The sequence below is a fragment of the Rhizobium sp. BK313 genome (assembly GCF_014193655.1).
GTDB lineage: Bacteria > Pseudomonadota > Alphaproteobacteria > Rhizobiales > Rhizobiaceae > Rhizobium.
In genome coordinates this window covers 152,568-170,996 of the sequence record NZ_JACHZQ010000006.1, presented here as the reverse complement: position 1 = coordinate 170,996, position 18,429 = coordinate 152,568, and the positions used below count along the sequence as shown (strand labels likewise).

Sequence of the window (18,429 nt, the reverse complement as noted above, 5' to 3'; positions counted from 1 at the left end):
TTAGGGTTCGTTCAAGGCCGTCCATCAATCTACTTTCGCAATTTTAATCTGAGCCTGGAGGGCATTTGAGCCTACGAAGTATGGCAGGGACGTATTAACCACGTCGAACACCAGCGCATTGTCCTGCCAATCATAATTTGCATCAAGATGAGTATCCGAACCGGTCAAGGCTGTCGTAACACTGAATGAGCCTGGCCCGAGATTGCAATCGAACTCTAGGTCAAATCGAATATGTTGACCGGCAGGTTGATCGAAAAGCGCCTGGTTCGTATGCCAGGTATTGGTGCCCCATACGACATGCCCGGTTCGGTCTCGCAACATAATTCCGAGAACGATCTTGGGTACGGCCCGGCCCACTTCCAGTTCGATACGCAAGGTGAGTTTCTGGCCGACCACCGCCGTCGAAACGCGTGTAAGACTCTGTCGATCCAGGAGGTCAATATTGCTCACAACTATATCGAACGTGCCCGAGCGAGTCTTTAGCCATCCGTCACGGTCACGGCTCTGCTGTATCGTCTGCTTGCTGTTCTCACGTTCGGCCACCATCGCGTTGTAATAGTCCACGACTTCATCAGGTGGGCCGTCTTTCAGAACCTTCCCTTTGTCGAGGAGAAGCACCCGCTCGCATAGTGCTTTGACGTCGCCGAGGCTGTGTGTCACGAGGAGAATAGCCGTTCCTTCGGCCTTGAACTGTCTTATTTTGTCGAAGCTCTTGTGCTGAAAATAGCTGTCGCCCACTGATAGCACTTCGTCGACGATAAGAATGTCCGGCCGGCTGGCCGTCGCAAGCGCAAAAGCCAGCCTCGCCTGCATACCGCTCGAATAGACGCGCACCGGCTGATCGAAAAATTCGCCAATCTCGGCAAAGGCCTCAATCTCCGGCATGAGATTGGTAAGCTCCTGTCCCGAGAATCCCATAAGGCCGCCTGCCTGGTAAATATTCTGGCGACCCGTAAATTCCGGATTGAAACCAAGGCCCAATTCGAGAATGGCGCTGATCCGGCCGGAAACACGAACGTCGCCGCTGGTCGGCCGTACGGTTCCAGTGACGATCTTCAGCAAGGTGCTTTTGCCGGCGCCATTTTGACCGATCAATGCAACAGCTTCTCCTTGATGCATTTCAAAGGAGATGTCGCGGCTAGCCCAAAATTCCGATGTCGGAGCAAAAGAGGCGCCAAACCAATTGGCGAACCGCAGCAGATTGCTTCTATAAGTTGGATAACGTTTGGAGACGTTTTCTACGTTCAGTACTGAACTCATCAGAGTGCGTCCACCAGATCGGCGCTGGCCCGCCGGAAGAGAGTGAACGCCAACAGTACCATGATCGCGCCCACCACCACGGACGGCAGGATTCCCATCCATGATGGGCCCTCGTTCAATAGTAGGGCGTTCTGATAGAGGTTGACCAAAGAGGCCATCGGATTGAACCGCAGCAGGTTTTGGAAACTCTCTGGCACCGCCGATTTCACGTAGACGATAGGCGTGAACCAAAACCACAATTGCATTACGACGGTCATGGCCTGCGCGACATCGCGCACGAAAACGTTCAGAACGCCTAGGAAGACGCCGATGCCGAAGGCTAAGGCGGAGATCAATAGCATCCCGGGAATTAGATAAAGCCAGGCAAGACCGGGATATTGTCCAAAGAACAGGAAGATGACAGCAATCGAAACAAGTAGGAGTACGTGGTTGATCAATGCGCTGCCCCAGACAATGATCGGCAGGCACAGCCGTGGAAAGGAGATCTTCTTTAGGGCCGCGGCCTGCTCGATGAAGACATTCATGCTGCGCATCAGAATTTCGCTGAACAAGCCCCAAGCGGCCATGCCTGAGAGCAGATAGATTGGATAGGCAGCAGGGTTGGTCATATTCGGCATCTTCGCCCGCATGACCTCTGACAGGACGATCGAAAATATCAGCGCCTGAGCCAAGGGGTGCAAGATAAACCACAGTGCCCCAAGGCGCGATCGCGCAAAGCGTCCCCGCAACTCTCCCTTGATGGAGGCGATGATGAAATGTCGGTAGTTCCAGATGCTTCTCAGCAAATCCTTATCTCCGGCCCTTAGGCAATGTGGTGCGTGGCGGATGCCGGCACTATCGCGATTTCACCCGCTGACGCCATTCAGCAAGGACATCATTGAGTGTGTCGCGCAACTCGAATTTCGGCTTCCATCCAAAAGCGGCAAGCGCAGCCTTGTTTTGACCGGATGCCGTTTGCACTTCCGAGCCTCTCAAGCGCTGTGGGTCGATTTCGATATCAACCTCTACTCGTGACAGCTCTATGAGCAGATCGAGTATGCGGCGAATTTGCGTCGGTCGGCCTGACGACAAATTGAAAGCCTTGCCAAGAACGTTCGGGGCCAGATCGCCGAGTGCCGCGTCGGCATAGGCGCGCACGACGTCCCGGGCATCGAGGAAATCTCGAAATCCAGAGAGATTTCCGACGCTGAGAATCGGAGGACGAAGACCCGCTTCAATCTCCGCAATCTGCTTCGCAAAGGCAGGGACGACATAAGCGTCTGTTTGCCCCGGCCCGGTATGATTGAAGGGGCGGAAGCGGATTGTCTTCATTCCCTCATATGCGAGCTGGCCGAGTAGCATATCTGCCGCGGCCTTCGTCGCGCCATAAACGCCCATGGGTTTGAGCGCAGCATCTTCGTCGAGCGGCGCGCCTGCCTTCTCGATAAAGGAGGCGCCATAAGCCTCTGAACTCCCCGCGAAAATGAAGCGGGCATCCGGAGCAAACTCCATCAGAGCGTAAGCGAGATTCATCGTTCCGCGAAAGTTTACATCCCAGGCGCGATCGGGAGCCTTGCGGGCATCGCTAGGGGCGGCAATCGCGGCAAGATGAATGATCGCCGAGGGGCGGGAGGTCTCGACAAGCGCCATCGCCTGGCTCTTGTCGGCGACATCCGCCGTCAGACCCGATACCTCGCCATGACCTGCGGTCAATACCGTCAAATCGATGCCGTCTTGAAGCCGGCGTGTTTCAAGTTCGCGTTGCAGCCAGGTGCCGACGAAGCCGTTGGCACCTGTTATGAGAAGACGATGTTCGCGAGGCATGGACAGGACCTAGGAGCTGGAACCAGGTATCATTTCATGAGCCGCTTCAGATCGGCTTCAACCATCTCGATAATCATGTCTTCGAGCGTAATCTTGGGCTCCCAGCCAAATTTCTGTCGAGCCTTGGTCGAGTCGCCGAGAAGGATGTCTACTTCCGCGGGACGGAAGAGCACGGGGTCGATGATAAGATGTTTATCCATATCGAGACCAGCATGTTTGAAGGCAATCGCGCACATGTCGCGTACCGTTGTTGTGCGTCCCGTTGCAATGACGTAATCGTCGGGCACATCCTGCTGCAACATCAGCCACATGGCGCGCACGTAGTCTTTGGAATGCCCCCAATCCCTCTTCGCATCGATGTTTCCGAGGCGGAGCTCCGTCGCGAGGCCGAGCTTAATCCGAGCGACACTATCGGTGACCTTTCTGGTCACGAACTCAATGCCACGCAGGGGAGATTCGTGATTGAATAAAATGCCGCTCGAGGCATGAAGGCCAAAGCTTTCGCGATAGTTCACGGTTAGCCAATGGCCATAGAGTTTCGCAACTGCATAGGGTGAGCGCGGGTAGAAAGGAGTCGTCTCAGACTGCATTGGCTCCTGAATGAGGCCGTACATTTCGGAAGACGACGCCTGATAAAAACGGGCGTCGGAGCTTTCCAAACGAACGGCTTCAAGGACATTCGTCACGCCGAGACCGGTGACTTGTCCCGTCAAGAATGGCTGCTGCCAGGAGGATCGCACGAAAGACTGTGCAGCAAGATTGTAGACTTCATCAGGTTTGACGTCGCGCATCGTTCGAATGAGGCCGGAGAGATCCAGCAGATTTCCGTCAACAATTTGAACCTCGCGCTCGATGCCAAGCCATTGCAACCGGCTAAGATTGACGTCGGAAGTGCTTGATCTCCGAGCAAGGCCGTGAACTTCATAACCCTTCTGCAGCAATAGTTCTGCAAGATAGGCGCCGTCCTGACCTGTAATGCCTGTTATCAACGCTTTCTTCGCCAATTTCATTTCTCCTTTCGGCACGACCCTGATGAGGCCAGACAAGTAATTTGATAGGCCTGATGTGGGCGGTTTTAGTTTATCCCGCCCCGTTTAGCCTTTCTCTAATACGAAAACAACGACCAAAGCCGTTTTGCTGTGGTCGGCGCTGACACCGTTGAAGCCTGTGCACTGTTATCGACAAATTTGCCGAACGGGTCTGCGCGTTCTACTTCTTCAAGGGCTTCGAGCCGCACGGCCCCAGCGTATTGTTTATCGCTAGCACTGGTGCCGTCCGATCCCTTGCAACGACGACCTATTATTATTGGGGATTCGCAGGCGAGGGCCACTTAGAATGCAATTTCTGACAGAGCAAGCAATAGTTGAGGGCAGTTGCGAAGCCAATTGAAGAATGTTCAGCACTCTCCCACGCGGCCTTGTTCTCGTCTTTTCCCACTAAATCCCCGTAGTACCCACATTTTCCGGTTCAGGGTTAACAACGAGCGGATTTCCTGGCTTTTCAATGTGTTGCAGATTATTCCTTGCAACACGCTTGTATGCCTCATACCTGGGTCTCATTTGGGCCAACCTCTGTATAATTTCAAAAGGCGCTGCGTGATGATAGCCTTCCTCATCGCCTCAATATCTTCCTCTCAATGGGGCGATAGCCCACCAACGACTTTGGTGTTCTTGCCCCCTACACACCAAAGGTCGCGGATGCCAATCCGCATCGACCGCCTCGCAGCCCGGGGCGGTCTTTTTGTCCGCGTTTAGCGCAGGCGTGTGACCCACAAGAAAACGCCGCCGACATGCGCGCTGACCGCGGTGATTTACGAACTTTCTGCCATTTCGTCCACGGTTCCATGCGTGATGTCGCTGCCTCTGCGCTCGGACAACGGCAGCCGGTGGGCTTGCTTGCCGCGATTGCCGGCGCGTTTTCGTTCGCAGCCACCGTAGAGATCGGTGTTTTTAGTGCTTTCAAAATTAGCGTCTTGTGTTTAGGGTCGCCCGCCGATGGAGGAGTTCGTGATGCGACGATACAATCTTCGACACGATGTCGACGGTAAGTGGCTGGTGGTCGATGGGGTGACAGTGCAGCCCGCAAAGCTTGATGACGTCCCATTGACCGGCATGGGCTGGCCGGAGGCTTGCGACATGGTTGCTCTGTTGAATTGCCTCGACGCGATTGAGAGTGCGGCAAGGGACTATGAAGCTCTGGCTGCCGCGGAATAGTTGTTATTCGCCGCCTGCGGCGCGCCCGAACTTGTTCATGCCGCCACTTCGCGCACTCGTAAGCGGTGTCTTGGGCTAACCCAGCGGCCGAATTCATCGATGACCTGCCACCTGGCCTATATTGCCAATCGTTTACGAGCGATTGTTGCTATGGGTATGTCAGGTCTGCCGCAGCTCTAAGCTCGCTTTGCCGCAGCTGGGCGACTGCCGCGGCGGACCCGCACAGCTATAATCCGATTGGCCATACCACGGTTAAGCGCTATACCTCTGGCGATGGTCAGCATGCCAATCCGCAGAACATCAGCTCCTACATAGAGATGGTGACTAATGGCGCGGCTGCCGAGATTGGTATCTCTTCGGGAGTACATCGCTGGATATCGCAGCCGGTCGCATCGCCCCGGCGATCGGCATGGCCCCCAGCCATAGCCTGACGTGGTACTCCGCGGCGAATACCAGTGCTTGGGATGTCTACTCGACCGCAACAAGCGGTAGTAATTCGCTGATCCTGAAGCCGGCTGAGGCGACTCTATCGACTGCACTCGGACTGAATGGTGCGGCTGGTACTTCAAACCGTGTCACGAACATCTATTCTGGCGGTTCTCTGCGTTGGACGGTTGGGGCAACCTCAACCGCTGAAACCGGTGGCAATGCGGGCAAGAATTTTGCGTTCGCTGCGTTCTCCGATACCGGGGCGTTCCTGAGCACTCCTATCATCATCAATCGCGGCCTGGGCACGGTTATCCTGTCTAGCCTTATCGGAACAGGCAACCGCGCTGTGTGTGTCGACCCCAATGGCGTTCTTTATGCTCACGCTGTAGGTTCATGTTGAGGATTAAAATGCTGAAAAGAATTGCAACTGCATTTGTATTTGTCACTGGCTTAGCGACGGGCGTTTCCGCTGAAGAAGTTAAGCCAGTCCCACCTGCGCCGGCGAATTCCGTGACAATTACTCTGACTGCGGAACAGGTCGCTGCGTTGCCCCAGATTTTGGACACTGCAATTAGGCAGATGGGTCTGTCGCCGGGAACCGTTACGGCCCTCCAAATTGCGCAGTCGGTTTCATTGGCGCAACAGAAGCTCGGTCAGCCGGGGCAGGTTGCTCACTGATCTATCAAAGCGAGAAGATGGTTTAGCGGTCCGATCCTTTGGGGGGATGCGGCAAGGCCAATCGACAGCAATTTATGCATTTCATTTACGAACTCTGTGCGGCTAACGATATTCTTGCTGACCAGGAGATTGCAAACTTTGGCAAGGATCGCCGTCTGCGTTGCGATCAATGAAGCGAAATGGTCCTCTTGGCTCTTGTCCACGATTGCTCTTTTCCATTGTTCGTAAGACAAACTGTTTCCCGTAGGCCTTGACGCGCCTTGATCGACTGTTATTCAGATAACAGTCGTTAAAGTAGTTTTAAGCCTGTCGGGAAATTGAATTATGAAAACCATTAGAAAGCGGCTCGGTCATTTTGTAAAGGCGGTTTTCTCCGATCAAGCGGCGCCATCTCCAGTGGAGAAGGGTGCGAATCAGCAACGAACGGCGTCGACGTTCTCACAAGCTGACGTTGAGTCCGTAAGGCCGTTCTTTGATGTGGATTTCTACTGTTCGCAAAATCCAGACGTTGCAAAATCTGGGCACGACCCGATCGAGCATTATCTCATGTGGGGATGGCAGGAACGGCGCGATCCTTCGCGGGATTTCTCGACGCATTACTATCTCGAAGCCTATCCGGATATTCTTCAGAATAGACTTAACCCGTTGGTCCATTACGCCATTGCCGGCCGAAAAGAAGGGAGGCGGGCTAAACCAGATGGGCCTTTGGCTGTTGCGTATTCCCAAGACGCTAAACCAGTGCAGGGCTACTTAAGCGCGATTGCGTCACTGAAGGAATATAAGGGGAAGCCTGCCGTTCACGGGAAACCTGAAGCCGGCCGCCTTGATATCCATTGGGTCATCCCAGATTTCAGCCGCGGCGGCGGTGGACACATGACCATCTTCCGCATGGTTCATCTGCTTGAAACATTGGGTCACAAGTGCACGATCTGGGTATTCATCGGGGATCTTCATAAGCAGCCTTCAGACGCATATGACGATATCGTGAAGTATTTCCAGTGCGTAGGAGCCGAGATAAAAATCACCGATGACGGAGTGATTGACGCCGCCGGCGATGCTCTGATTGCCACAAGCTGGAACACGGTCTATCCGGTGGCCGCGGCAGAAAAGTTCAGGCAGAAGTTTTATTTCGTTCAAGACCATGAGCCGGAATTCTATCCAACAGGCTCAGACAGCTTGCTTGCACGGGAGAGCTACAGTTTCGATCTCGCGTGCATTTGTGCCGGTGACTGGCTGAAAGGCTTGATGTCTAAGCGATACGGCCGTTGGGCGCGTAGCTTCGATCTCGCCTATGACCATGAGGTTTACAAGATAAAGGCTTCTAAGCGGTTCGGCGATCGTAAGAGGACGAAGATCGCCGTCTATGCTCGCGAAGCCACATCCCGCCGGTGTGTCAATCTAGCGCTTGTGGCACTGGATATGCTTGGCAGGGAACGCGATGATTTCGAAGTTCATTTCTACGGTCAGGAAAGGCTTCCATTCAACGAAGTGAACTATCCGGCGTGGAACCACGGAGTTCTGGACAGTGCGGCGCTGGCAGACCTCTATAACGTCTGCGATATCGGTATCTGTTTCTCTGCCACCAATTATTCCTTGGTACCGCAAGAAATGATGGCGTGCGGACTACCGTTGATAGAGCTGGACGGCGAAAGCACAAGGGCCGTTTTCCCGGAAGGGATCGTTTCTCTCGCTGGTCCTCAGCCGGAAAGCATCAAGAACAAAATAAACGAATTGATCGCCTCACCTGAGGAAAGACAGAGGCAGGCAGCGAAGGCGTTTGAGTGGGTCGGCGCCCTAACCTGGGAGAAGTCCGCAAGGGCCGTTGAAGCCGCGATACTGGAGCGCTTGGATCTTGCGAAGGCGCCAAATGTGGTTAGGTCGGCTGAAAAACTGCTTGATGTGGTTATACCGACCTATAACGGCATAGGCGAGATCGAGAAGGTAGTTGAAGCGCTTCGCTCGCAAAGCCTGTACCCGCAGATGGCGATCTATTGCGTTGATTCAAGTTCAAGGGACGGGACGGCTGAATGGCTGGCAGCTCAAAAAGATATCAAGACCACGACAATTCCGCAGCGGGAGTTCCAGCATGGGCGCACCCGAAACTTCGGTGCTTCATTGGGGAATAGCCCATACATCGCATTTCTAACCCAGGATGCAATCCCGGCAACAAGCTATTGGGCAAGCGATATCTGTCAAATGATGGACCATTTCCCATCCTCGGCGGGTTTATTTGGCCGGCATTTGCCGTATCCGGAGCACCCGCGACATATCCGAGATGAAATCAACAAGCATTTCGATGAGATGCTGAGATTTCCTCTACTGCTGTCAAAGGATACGGACCCCGCAAAGTGGGCGTCCGGCGATATCGGCTGGCGACAGGTCTTGCACTACTACAGCGATAACAATTCGTGCATGCGGCGAACTGTCTGGCAGGAAATGCCGTACCCGGAAGTTGATTTCGGAGAAGATCAGATCTGGGCGAAAGCGATTATCGAGGCGGGGTATTCGAAGATCTACGCGCCGACAGCCACGGTTTATCATTCCCATGATTTTGGGCCAAAGGACACATACGAACGATCGGCAACAGAGTCCCGTTTCTTCTATCAATTTTTCGGCTACGAACTGGCGCCAAGCAGCGAAATCGAGCTGTCGAAGATTGTCGAGAACGAGCAGCTTGCTTTCAGAAAGGCGGCTGCACTTTACAATCTAGACAAGGAGGAAACGAACCTCCGAAATGCAATTATCGCTGAAAAGTATCGGGGATGGTTTGATGGCATGTCTGCTGCCAAACGATTGATGGGAAAGAACCATTAAGGGGCCCCTGACCTCATTTGCCAATTCTAGAATCATTGGCTACGTTCACGAAATCGGGAGCACATACTAAAAAGGTATATTAGTGAGCGTAATATTTGAGGATACGGTCAATCATGGAGTTCGCGTAAGATATTCGCAGACACCGCTTTCCAATATTCCCTTGGATGATCTGCGTCTGATAATTCAGGATCTCAACAACGTATCCCATACCTTGGGGTGCGTTGTTTTTGAGGGCAACGGGGAGAGCAATACGGATCTCATTATTTTCGCGGGGAATCTGGAACGGTTTTCAATGTTGTCCGCGGCTCGCTCGGTTGGCTCTCGGGTGTTTTACTTTCAAGACACGATTAGCTGGTGGTATGGCGGCTCTGAGATCCTGCCAGATATCTCAGGGATTGCTTCGTTTCTCCGTGAGCATGTGACTGGCCGGCGCAGCGTGGTCTTCGGGCAATCGTCTGGAGGATATGCCGCGCTGGCAATCGGTGGATTTATTGCAGACAGCGACGTTCTGGCTTGCTCTCCTCAGACATTCCCGGATGCGGGATTAAAGAGGAAGCTCCACGTTTCACCGTCCTTGGCTGTTCAGTATGCTCCAGATTATTTGCTTGATATGGAAGAGCACTATGCCTCATGCTCGAGAGCGGGACTAACCGCGGCGATCTTCGCGGCATCGGAGTTCAACAACCCATATCAGAGCCATTTCTGGATGGATCATTTGCACCTTGCGAAATTATCTCGAGTCCCATCGATCGATATTTTCATTGCGGCTGCAGCCAATCATTCGATCGTGTTTCGTCGTGCAGCAGCATTTTCCGATTGTCTGCAAAGGCTTTTGCAGAGAGCCGAGGAGAGCCTTGAAATCAAGCGGTCAATCGTCAGTGAGCTTGTTTTGGGCATTCAAGAGTTGGAAGCCGTAGAGGGATGATCCCGGCTTTTGTGCAGTGCTTCTTGAAGGCATGCGGGTTTGGCTCCGTCTTATGCCTGAATCAAGATGCTACGGTACTCGCGGTTGAGCTTCGGAAGTTCGGCCTGATTGCATCGACAGATAAGCAGTCAGAAGAGCATTTTGATTTCGTCGTTATGGATCGGTGGCCTAGCGATGGTTCTGAAATGCAGCGTCTAGTGTCCAGCGTCAGGAAAGCAATCGTTCTCGCACTTCCAGGAGGCGAGGGCATGGCAGCTCATCTTGACGATCTTTACGGCATCGGTTTTAGGCTCCATCCGAGGGCATCGGCTTTCGAACTATTGAGCCTTCGAAATGATTGCCAATTTTGCGTTGTCGAGCGAGACACGGACGCAGCGGACCCAAAAGACCGTGCTTACTTGCAGATGGCAGGCTCCCTTTGGGCAGAGATCGGAAAGCTGGTTTCGCCTCGTGACAGAGTTCTCGCTCTCGGTGAGCATGCCAGCTTCACCCGCCGTGTGATCTCCGGCAATTCGCTTGCGAGGGAGGTTTTGACCGGCGACAGACCGGATGGAACGGCAAACGACCAGTTTGATATGATCGCGCTGTCTGGTTTTGACTGCACCGAGAATGTGACTGCGGAGCTTTTAGATGCCCTTGCCGAACGATTGAATCCGGGTGGACGCCTCGTGCTTGGAATATTTTCGCCGGATCGACAGGAGATTCAGAATAAGGCGTGGCTGTCTTCGGCTCTGCCTGGTTCCTTGATTGCTGAGGCTCTGTATGTACCGAACGAGAGCCCCGCGGCTGTCAGAGAGCCGATATGGGCTCGATACGATCTCAAGGACCAACAATATTGGACCGAGGGATGGCAGGCCGTGGTGATGATGAAATCGGTGACGGCCGCCAGTGTGGAGTTTCCGGCATCAAAGTTTCCAGATTTCCCATTCGATGACTTCCGCAGCCAGTACGACACCCCTTGGCTCGTTCGGGCGATGGTCTCTGTACAAAGCCGCGTGATGAGCGCTCGACAACTGTGGTTGCTTGCGGATGAGATTATCGCGGCCTCTATACAGCGTTCAGACATAGCCGCTGCATACTGCGTGAAGGCATATCTGATCTTGGGCCAGCAACAGCCGTGGGAGGCCGTACAGGCGTTTACCGCCGGCTTTGAGGATCTTCTGGCTATCACTGATGAAACCCGAGCCGTAGACGTGCGGTGGGCGGTTTCGTTGCTGTACGTCAAGGCTCTGCTGGAACAAAAACACGGGCAGAGGGACAAGGCGCACGATTCATTTCGGCGATGCGCGGAAAGTCCCTTTCTCCGGTTTGCGCCGATGCTGGCCACCAAGACGATCTCTGCATGTCAGCAATTGGCGTTCATGTGCCTTGCAGAAGAAGACAAAGCGGGAGCGGAGGGCTGGTTTAAGCTCGGGGTCGTGCAATCGCGAACGGCGATGGGCGACGGTCAATTCAGGTCTGATCCGCCATATCCGTTATATGTTTTGCCGGAGCTTTCTCAGGTGCTTGGCCTTGGCGCACAATGCAATGGTGCTTTGATCGCCCTACGGCAGAATGGAATTTCGCCGCTCGTCTGGGATATGATGAACTGCGATATGTCCAGCCAGATACAGGACGAACGGTTGACGTCTTCCGCGCTTCGGCAATTGCTCCATTCGCGGGTCTACGCCTCGAGTAGCTGACGCCTAAATACGCGTTCGACTAACAGGCCGGCGAAGAGGGTTCCGACACCCCAAGCAAGTACATATTCCGGGCTGACGAGTTTATCGCTGTAGGTTTCATAGAACGCTGTCCGCATCCACTCGACACAGACTAAGAGAGGATTGTACGCGAGCGCATGGGCAAGCGGGTCAGGGAGGTTCGACGCGACGAACATGGTGCCCGACGAGATGTAAAGTAGAATGATAATCAGCGCATATGCGGTGACGATTACTGGCATGAACATAGACGCCACTCCAATCACCGCACCGCAGCCGACCGCCAGTAGAATTGTCGCCAAATAGCAGCATACGGCCCGCTCAAGATCGAATGGAAACGGGTTTTCCCCGAGCGCCCATAGGATGGCGACGATCAAGAAGAGCATGATGCACGCTGCTATTATCTCGAGAAACGCGCGGCCCATCATCACGTCAAAAACCTGGACCTCCGGGAATGCGAGCATCGCCTTGTTCATGACCAACGAATACCCCATGAACCGGGAAACATACATAAACGTCAGCGTGGGAACGAGCCCGGTCGCGTAGAAGACCGCCGTGCTCTCTCCATAGGGTGGCTTCCCACCCGACGCCGTGTGCATAAGAATTAGCACGCCCATATGCACAAGCGGCCAAAGCGGAACGACGATAAACCCCAGGCCATGATTGAAAAACCTGGTCCGCATGTCGCGCAGGATCACGGCGGCCATGACGTTTTGCTTGCGGGCGAGAGCCCGGAGCATTGGATGCTGCCTGTTGCTGTGATCTGTCCTGGCCATGGCGAAGTCGTCTTTCCCCAAATTGGATGCGGAAGACTTTTTACGGGGAATTTCGCACTGCGCAATGGTGCCGCGAACACTTAAGTAAATCCGGAAAAAGGAAAAGGCTTATGACCGATTTACCTTGGATCTCCGAGGCGAAGAAGCACGTCGGTTTGCAGGAGGTACGCGACCGCCTGAAGCTGATGGCCTACTTTAAGACCGCCGGCCAGAATTACGATCCATCAAAGACGCCGTGGTGCGGGATTTTTCAGGCGACGGTATTTCATAGCGCCCTTCCGTCGCAAAAGCCTGTGGTCAATCCTCCTCCAAACTACCTAACGCATTTTGGTCAAGGTGCGATCGGGACACCGCTTACATTGATATAACTATCGCCATATCCCATTGCCAAATGAGGGTGACCTCAGCTCTTCGTATTGCTGCCGCTTGCTCTCCATCCAGAGATGCAGTCAGCATAAGCGCGCCGGGTTTGGGAAACTTGAGCAAAACGTCATTTCAGAATTGCAAATTTTCCAGCGCTCTCTTCCTCACCCATTGAGCTTGATCTGCCGATGTGCGGAATGGGCTGGCGATCGCTTCCCGCAATCGGACATGGGCGCCCTCGCCTGTCGTCTCCACGCAGGGAGGGGCTCCAATCATCTCCGCCACAGCATCCATTTTTGGCGTATTACCGGGGCTATAGACAATTGGAGCGGAAACAGCTGCCGCCGCAATAAAGTGATGGAAGCGGCCGGTAACAACAATCTCAGCTGACTTGATCCATCCCATCCACTCTCCGAGTGAGGGAGGATTTATGAATTCCATTTCGGGAATGACTTCCTTCATATTGGCAAAGTGAACCGGATCCTCCTCAGGACCTCGCTTAAAGCCGCCCGAAAGGAATATGATACGCCGATTTCTATCGATACCAGCCTCAAGGAGATTTTTAGCGAAGCTGGCTGCTCTGTGAGGCTCCCACCAAGAGGCTGCGCCAATAACAATCGAAGCTTCCATCGACGGAATTTGCTGAAGGCCGCTTACAAAAGCCGGTAGACAATCAAAGCCTACCGAATGTGGTAAGCCAAGTCGATCGAGGTTCAACGAAGAAACGGTGTCTCGAACGACAAGCCTCTCGGCGTCTTTCAAGCACTCTCTGTAGAACTCCTCCACGTGTGGAGCCGCAGGATCGCCTCCGCCGGACGGATAACACGAGTGATTGATGAGATGCACTCGTTTCCCAATGCTGGTCGCGAACTTGATCGTCGATAGAAGCGCACGGGGCCCTTGATGAAATCTATGGATTGTCCCTTCGCCGTTGACGACAACAAGATCGCTGTCGCTGATCGCTCGGTAAGCCATTGGATTGACCGACGCTAGCTGTTCGCCATATGCGGCGATGACCTCGGGGGTACATGTTTCTGGGGCCGAACCGAAGCCCAGGTGCGTCGTTTCAACGTCGAAGCTTACCACTGAGTAGCCAGCATTGATTAGCGCTTCGTAAATTGCCATGGAGGTCGCGTAGCATCCCCAATGATAACTTGCAGCGGTGTTATTAATGAAAACGGCTTGTCCGCGCCGCCCGAAGGGTTGACCATTAGGTGAGCGAACCTCTTTTTTTTTCTGCAAGCGCCTAAGATAACGCAGAAACATAGGTTCTTCTGTGAGAAGCATGCATCCTCCCTATTGCTGTGAGAGGCGTGCATCCTCCCTACCGCGGCCGACGGCATAGCGGACATGCGTCGATAGCGTCAACAAAACGGTTTATCTACTGCCAAGGCACGGAATCGCTCTGTTCGTCGCTCATACCGTTACCGTTTCCATCTGTATCTGACTTCGCGGCGTACGCCGCACAAATGGTGTAGCAGTTTTTTATTTCAAAAGTCTCTCTACTTCGTCTGCCGCCATGGCGCCTATATTTGCCTGAAAAAATGTCGCGTTTTGGCGAATTCTTTCCTCGTCCCAATTCCACCATTGGAATTCCAACAGTAGCGCTCAGACTCCCTCTGAGAACCGCTTCTTCAGCGGCTTGCACGGTATTCCTGCTGCAATAGTGTAAGATGGGATCGACTGAGTAACTACGGAACCCGCACCGATGCAGCAGCCGTCGCCGATCGTTGCCCCGCTCATAATTTTAACGTCATCACCAATCCAGACATCGCTACCGATTCTCACGTCGCCTTAGTGCGCTCGCGCGTGGGTGTACCGACTTCGCCGGGGTGCGGGGTATTAAAGTGGTGCCTATAGAACGTGCCTTGTAATGCTGGATAATCCCAATCGTGATTTAATGTTATGATCTTAAGGTTCTTACCCACCGCGCAGAACGAGCCGATGTAGACCTGTGCTTCGGCCGTAGCGACAATGGTGATCTCATCATTGTACAGTGTCTGGCGCCCAACGTGTAGAAATTCCGTTTCGACAATTTCAGCGGCCATCTGACTTCCCTGATTTAATTGGAACGGACTCCGCTTTATCGAACGCGCCGGATTGGAGCCATTCACAAAAATGAGGCACACCTCTCATGGTGTCATGGCGGGCGGTTCTCGCCTCAAGGCCCGGCGGCTCGTCGCCAATGGATCGTATTTTGTACCCGAGGCGAAAAACTGAGTGCCGGCAGTTCAACTTCACGCAAGGTGGATACTCTGTGAATGTAAGCGCTTCTGTTGCAAAAATACACGCCACTCATCAAAAGCGAGCACGAATCGACGCTGCGGCAATTCTAACTATCCGTGTGTAGAACGAAGTCTGTTATTGAGCGGGTCAAGCCGATGACCGGCCGCACTGTTTTGGTGCTGTTTCATGAACTCGATGATTTGTCGGTGAGCAAGTGCCGTCTTGCTCAATCGAATAGTTTTGACCTTAGGAAGCTTTGCATGACGTTTGCCGTTTTGAATGACATGTTTTCCGTCAAGAATTTCGCATCTGTAATTCTGGTCTCATCCGTCCTTTATGCATCATCCGGCATGGGTCAAGAGCAGCCGGCGGCAGGTGCAGCCGCGCCGACCAATGCAGGCACTCAGCAGGACGCCGCCGCAGCGCCTGCCGGACAGCAGCAGCCGGCACCGCAAGCCCGTGTCCAGAAGTTTGACGACTGGTATTATCGCTGCGTTGATGGCAAGGCAGCCGACGGTTCGGCGACAACGAGTTGCGAAGCTGCTCAGATCGCGACGGTAAAGCAGGGTGAGCAGAGCGTGAACGTTCTGACTTTGGCGATCGCCAAAACGCCTGCGACGTCTGCTCCCACGCAGAAGGGCGGGAAGCCGGTGGCGAGCGATCTCGTGCTGACGACGGTTGTGCCACTCAACATGTATTTGCCGGCCGGACTTGGCATTGATGCTGGCGATAAGCCCGTCGTTCAGCTTGTCTATCGCAATTGCAACCAGGCTGGTTGCTGGTCGCAGCAGAAACTGGACGCGAAAATGGTCGCGGCCCTTACAAAGGCGGCGGATGGGGTCGGTCACGTGCAGATGATGAATGGCCAGAAGGTCAACATCAAATTCTCGTTGAAGGGATTGGCCGCGGCTTTGGACGCACTGGAGAAGCCCGCTTCCAACTGACGACGCGACCCGAACGATCCCATGACATCGGCCCGGCGACCGACGGCTGCCCAGCGCAGCCTTGCCTTCACAATGTCCTCCTACATCATGGGTGTCATTGTGTTGCTCACGACAGCTTTGGCGGCATCGATAGCGGCTGCGCAGCAATCGCCAAATGACGATTTCGCGCGCCGGCAGGCGCAGCAGAATGAGCAACAGCGCCTCGACGCGCTGCGCAAGAGCACGCCGAAGCCATCGGAGGCGCCGGTCGATCAACGGCAAGTAGATGGCGGGCAAAAAGGGGGCCCGTGTTTCCCGATCACCGATGTTGAGGTGGAGGGGGTCAAACATTTCCCAGCCGCCGATGTCGACAAAGTCACGGCACGCTATCGCAACCGATGCATCGGCGTCGGCGAAATCAACACCTTGTTGCGCGATCTGACCTATCTTTATCTCGACAGGGGTTTCGTCACCTCGCGCGTCTTCGTGCCGGCGCAAGACATTGCCAAGACCAAGATGTTACGTCTGGTCTCCGTCGAGGGCACGCTTGCCGACATCTATATCAACGGCAAGCCGGCGCCGGGCTCCGGCGTGCTTGCCACCGCATTTCCCGGCATGAAAGACCATATCGTCAATCTGCGAGATATTGAGCAGGGCCTCGACCAGATCAACCGGCTGAATTCCAATAACGCCAAGACGGCGATGCTGCCGGGCAAGATCAACGGCACATCGATCCTCAACATCGAGAACAAGCCCAGTCATCCCTGGCATGTCTCCGTCGGCAACAGCAATCTCGGCCAGCAGCAGACGGGCTATTCCAAGAGTTCGGCCTCGTTCGGCTATGACAATCTCTTCGGCGTGAATGATCAGTGGAGCTTTGGCTACGAGCACACAGGCCCGGGCTATCCCTGGCGTGACGACGGCCAGGGCAGGAGCGATAGCTATACCGGCAATGTCAGCGTCCCCTACGGCTATTGGACACTCTCTGCAAACGGTGCCTGGTACGGCTATGACAGCTCGGTTCCCGGCAATTTCGGAACATTGCACACCTCGGGCAATTCCAAGCAGCTTGGCGTCGGTGCCGACCGCGTCATCTTCCGTGACAAGGATTCGATCACCACCTTCAACAGCGGGCTGACCTACAAGGAAACCAACAATTTCCTGCTCGGCAGCAAGATCGAGGTCGGCAGCCGCAAATATACGGTGGGCGACCTCGGCCTTTCGCACTCGCGACGCATGCTTGGAGGCCTCTGGGTCTTCGATCTTTCCTATGGCCAGGGTCTCAACCTGTTCGACGCCGTCGACCCGGGTGATGTTGGGGCAGGCGACGCCGATCCGCGGTTCTCGAAGTTCACCGGCACGATCACCATGACCCGGCCGTTCCAGCTCGGCGAACAGCGCTTCGAAGTCGATTCAATCCTGACCGGACAATATTCGCCTGACAATCTGTTTGGCGCCGAACAGATCTCGCTCGGCAGCTATTCCACCGTCCGCGGCACGCGTGAGACCATGCTTTACGGCAACAACGGCTTTTTCGACCGCAGTGATCTGGTCTGGCGTACGCAGCCCTTCGCCGACAATGCCGCCCTTTCAAAAATCTTCGGTGAGTTGCGTCCCTATGTCGGGCTCGACTACGGGCGGATCGCCTCACAAGCACGGTATCAGATCAAGGGCGGCGACATGCTTGGCTGGACGGTTGGTGCCAAGCTCGCCGGCGGCAATCTCAATCTCGACATCGGCTATTCCGACGTGCTGGCCGGCACTGTCGATAAAAAGAATGCGGGGCTGTTTTTCGTCAGCTCCTCTGTTCATTGGTAACTAATATTTAGAGGAAAATCATGGGCTTATTCATTCAGAAAGATAACAAGACGGTACCTTCGGCATCGCTTCCCGCGGCGGCGCTTCTCTGTTGTGCCATCGCGCTTTCGAGCTGCGGCGGCCGCGAAGCGCATCCGATCGCGTCGACCAACGTCGGCGACAGCCGGATGGATTGCGGCGGGATCTCGCGCGAATTCGAAGCCAACGAACGCCAGATCCTCGTGACTGTTAAGGAGCGCTCGCAAGCTCAAGGCAAAAACGTCATTCTCGGCGCCACCGGCGTTCTTCTCTTCTGGCCGGCGTTATTCTTCATGGATCCCAAATCACCAGAGAAGGTCGAAATTGACGCCTTGCGCAATCGCAACCAGGTGCTGACCGAGCTTGCCCGTTCGCGGAAGTGCCCGGTGCCCAAGTCGCAATTGGGCGAAGTCTACAAGAAGCTCGACGGCGGTGTGAAGACGACACCGGCCAAGAGAGACGGCTGAGGTGGCGTGATGATGTCCA

General features: G+C 54.4%; 17 protein-coding genes. 9 read left to right on the top strand and 8 right to left on the bottom strand.

What is annotated here, in order from left to right:
- Window positions 1–24 precede the first annotated feature (24 nt).
- From FHT86_RS27145 to gmd, 4 genes are read right to left on the bottom strand one after another with little or no spacing between them, the layout of a single operon-like run.
- Window positions 25–1,260 carry an ABC transporter ATP-binding protein gene (locus tag FHT86_RS27145; RefSeq protein WP_133710101.1) on the bottom strand — a complete coding sequence of 412 codons (1,236 nt, stop codon included), beginning with the start codon at window positions 1,258–1,260 and terminating at the stop codon, window positions 25–27.
- Window positions 1,260–2,045, bottom strand: coding sequence for an ABC transporter permease (locus tag FHT86_RS27140; RefSeq protein WP_133710102.1), 786 nt, complete (start codon window positions 2,043–2,045; stop codon window positions 1,260–1,262). The genes FHT86_RS27145 and FHT86_RS27140 overlap by 1 nt, the downstream gene beginning before the upstream one ends.
- Before the next feature lie 49 nt (window positions 2,046–2,094).
- Window positions 2,095–3,063: a GDP-mannose 4,6-dehydratase gene (locus FHT86_RS27135; protein ID WP_133710103.1), complete on the bottom strand. Its 969-nt coding sequence runs from the start codon at window positions 3,061–3,063 to the stop codon at window positions 2,095–2,097.
- A gap of 29 nt (window positions 3,064–3,092) precedes the next feature.
- On the bottom strand, window positions 3,093–4,067 hold the full coding sequence (gmd, locus tag FHT86_RS27130) for a GDP-mannose 4,6-dehydratase (protein WP_208116682.1): 975 nt from the start codon (window positions 4,065–4,067) through the stop codon (window positions 3,093–3,095).
- Window positions 4,068–5,072: 1,005 nt separating this feature from the next.
- Between gmd and FHT86_RS27125 the strand changes: the two genes are divergently transcribed.
- The 5 genes from FHT86_RS27125 to FHT86_RS27105 all read left to right on the top strand — a co-directional run bounded on the left by FHT86_RS27125 (window position 5,073) and on the right by FHT86_RS27105 (window position 11,804).
- Window positions 5,073–5,276: a hypothetical protein gene (locus tag FHT86_RS27125; protein ID WP_133710105.1), complete on the top strand. Its 204-nt coding sequence runs from the start codon at window positions 5,073–5,075 to the stop codon at window positions 5,274–5,276.
- Window positions 5,277–5,685: 409 nt separating this feature from the next.
- Window positions 5,686–6,105: a hypothetical protein gene (locus FHT86_RS27120; RefSeq protein WP_133710106.1), complete on the top strand. Its 420-nt coding sequence runs from the start codon at window positions 5,686–5,688 to the stop codon at window positions 6,103–6,105.
- 602 nt (window positions 6,106–6,707) lie between these two features.
- On the top strand, window positions 6,708–9,197 hold the full coding sequence (locus tag FHT86_RS27115) for a glycosyltransferase (RefSeq protein WP_133710107.1): 2,490 nt from the start codon (window positions 6,708–6,710) through the stop codon (window positions 9,195–9,197).
- A 160-nt stretch (window positions 9,198–9,357) separates the two neighbouring features.
- A complete protein-coding gene (locus FHT86_RS27110) occupies window positions 9,358–10,122 on the top strand; it encodes a hypothetical protein (protein WP_133710108.1) in 765 nt (254 codons plus the stop codon).
- A complete protein-coding gene (locus FHT86_RS27105) occupies window positions 10,119–11,804 on the top strand; it encodes a hypothetical protein (RefSeq protein ID WP_133710109.1) in 1,686 nt (561 codons plus the stop codon). Before FHT86_RS27110 ends, FHT86_RS27105 begins: the two co-directional genes overlap by 4 nt.
- Here the strand turns inward: FHT86_RS27105 and FHT86_RS27100 are convergent.
- Window positions 11,786–12,526, bottom strand: coding sequence for an ABC transporter permease (locus FHT86_RS27100; protein WP_133710110.1), 741 nt, complete (start codon window positions 12,524–12,526; stop codon window positions 11,786–11,788). The genes FHT86_RS27105 and FHT86_RS27100 overlap by 19 nt on opposite strands.
- Before the next feature lie 179 nt (window positions 12,527–12,705).
- Between FHT86_RS27100 and FHT86_RS27095 the strand changes: the two genes are divergently transcribed.
- Window positions 12,706–12,963 carry a hypothetical protein gene (locus FHT86_RS27095; protein ID WP_133710111.1) on the top strand — a complete coding sequence of 86 codons (258 nt, stop codon included), beginning with the start codon at window positions 12,706–12,708 and terminating at the stop codon, window positions 12,961–12,963.
- A 127-nt stretch (window positions 12,964–13,090) separates the two neighbouring features.
- Here FHT86_RS27095 and FHT86_RS27090 read toward each other — a convergent pair whose 3' ends face one another.
- The 3 genes from FHT86_RS27090 to FHT86_RS27080 all read right to left on the bottom strand — a co-directional run bounded on the left by FHT86_RS27090 (window position 13,091) and on the right by FHT86_RS27080 (window position 15,006).
- A complete protein-coding gene (locus FHT86_RS27090) occupies window positions 13,091–14,245 on the bottom strand; it encodes a polysaccharide pyruvyl transferase family protein (protein WP_133710112.1) in 1,155 nt (384 codons plus the stop codon).
- 321 nt (window positions 14,246–14,566) lie between these two features.
- Entirely contained in the window at window positions 14,567–14,701 is a 135-nt protein-coding gene (locus FHT86_RS38935) for a hypothetical protein (protein WP_409527627.1), read from the bottom strand.
- Between the two features lie 41 nt (window positions 14,702–14,742).
- Window positions 14,743–15,006, bottom strand: a complete 264-nt coding sequence (locus FHT86_RS27080) for a hypothetical protein (RefSeq protein ID WP_133710114.1) — start codon at window positions 15,004–15,006, stop codon at window positions 14,743–14,745.
- A gap of 438 nt (window positions 15,007–15,444) precedes the next feature.
- On the opposite strand from FHT86_RS27080, the gene FHT86_RS27075 reads away from it, so the two are divergent.
- Genes FHT86_RS27075 through FHT86_RS27065 form a run of 3 tightly spaced genes read left to right on the top strand, consistent with a single transcriptional unit; the run spans window position 15,445 to window position 18,410 of the window.
- Window positions 15,445–16,128 (top strand): invasion associated locus B family protein, encoded by a 684-nt coding sequence (locus tag FHT86_RS27075; protein WP_133710115.1) that lies wholly within the window; start codon window positions 15,445–15,447, stop codon window positions 16,126–16,128.
- 21 nt (window positions 16,129–16,149) lie between these two features.
- Window positions 16,150–17,925, top strand: a complete 1,776-nt coding sequence (locus tag FHT86_RS27070) for a ShlB/FhaC/HecB family hemolysin secretion/activation protein (protein ID WP_133710116.1) — start codon at window positions 16,150–16,152, stop codon at window positions 17,923–17,925.
- Between the two features lie 20 nt (window positions 17,926–17,945).
- A complete protein-coding gene (locus FHT86_RS27065) occupies window positions 17,946–18,410 on the top strand; it encodes a hypothetical protein (RefSeq protein WP_133710117.1) in 465 nt (154 codons plus the stop codon).
- The last annotated feature ends 19 nt before the right edge of the window (window positions 18,411–18,429 follow it).

Excerpts from the sequence above, each read along its gene's own strand:
- FHT86_RS27145 (WP_133710101.1), bottom strand. The coding sequence starts at position 1,260 with ATGAGTTCAGTACTGAACGTAGAAAACGTCTCCAAACGTTATCCAACT.
- FHT86_RS27135 (WP_133710103.1), bottom strand. The coding sequence starts at position 3,063 with ATGCCTCGCGAACATCGTCTTCTCATAACAGGTGCCAACGGCTTCGTC.
- FHT86_RS27125 (WP_133710105.1), top strand. The coding sequence starts at position 5,073 with ATGCGACGATACAATCTTCGACACGATGTCGACGGTAAGTGGCTGGTG.
- FHT86_RS27120 (WP_133710106.1), top strand. The coding sequence starts at position 5,686 with ATGGCCCCCAGCCATAGCCTGACGTGGTACTCCGCGGCGAATACCAGT.
- FHT86_RS27115 (WP_133710107.1), top strand. The coding sequence starts at position 6,708 with ATGAAAACCATTAGAAAGCGGCTCGGTCATTTTGTAAAGGCGGTTTTC.
- FHT86_RS27105 (WP_133710109.1), top strand. The coding sequence starts at position 10,119 with ATGATCCCGGCTTTTGTGCAGTGCTTCTTGAAGGCATGCGGGTTTGGC.
- FHT86_RS27100 (WP_133710110.1), bottom strand. The coding sequence starts at position 12,526 with ATGGCCGCCGTGATCCTGCGCGACATGCGGACCAGGTTTTTCAATCAT.
- FHT86_RS27095 (WP_133710111.1), top strand. The coding sequence starts at position 12,706 with ATGACCGATTTACCTTGGATCTCCGAGGCGAAGAAGCACGTCGGTTTG.
- FHT86_RS27090 (WP_133710112.1), bottom strand. The coding sequence starts at position 14,245 with ATGCTTCTCACAGAAGAACCTATGTTTCTGCGTTATCTTAGGCGCTTG.
- FHT86_RS38935 (WP_409527627.1), bottom strand. The coding sequence starts at position 14,701 with ATGAGCGGGGCAACGATCGGCGACGGCTGCTGCATCGGTGCGGGTTCC.
- FHT86_RS27080 (WP_133710114.1), bottom strand. The coding sequence starts at position 15,006 with ATGGCCGCTGAAATTGTCGAAACGGAATTTCTACACGTTGGGCGCCAG.
- FHT86_RS27075 (WP_133710115.1), top strand. The coding sequence starts at position 15,445 with ATGACGTTTGCCGTTTTGAATGACATGTTTTCCGTCAAGAATTTCGCA.
- FHT86_RS27070 (WP_133710116.1), top strand. The coding sequence starts at position 16,150 with ATGACATCGGCCCGGCGACCGACGGCTGCCCAGCGCAGCCTTGCCTTC.
- FHT86_RS27065 (WP_133710117.1), top strand. The coding sequence starts at position 17,946 with ATGGGCTTATTCATTCAGAAAGATAACAAGACGGTACCTTCGGCATCG.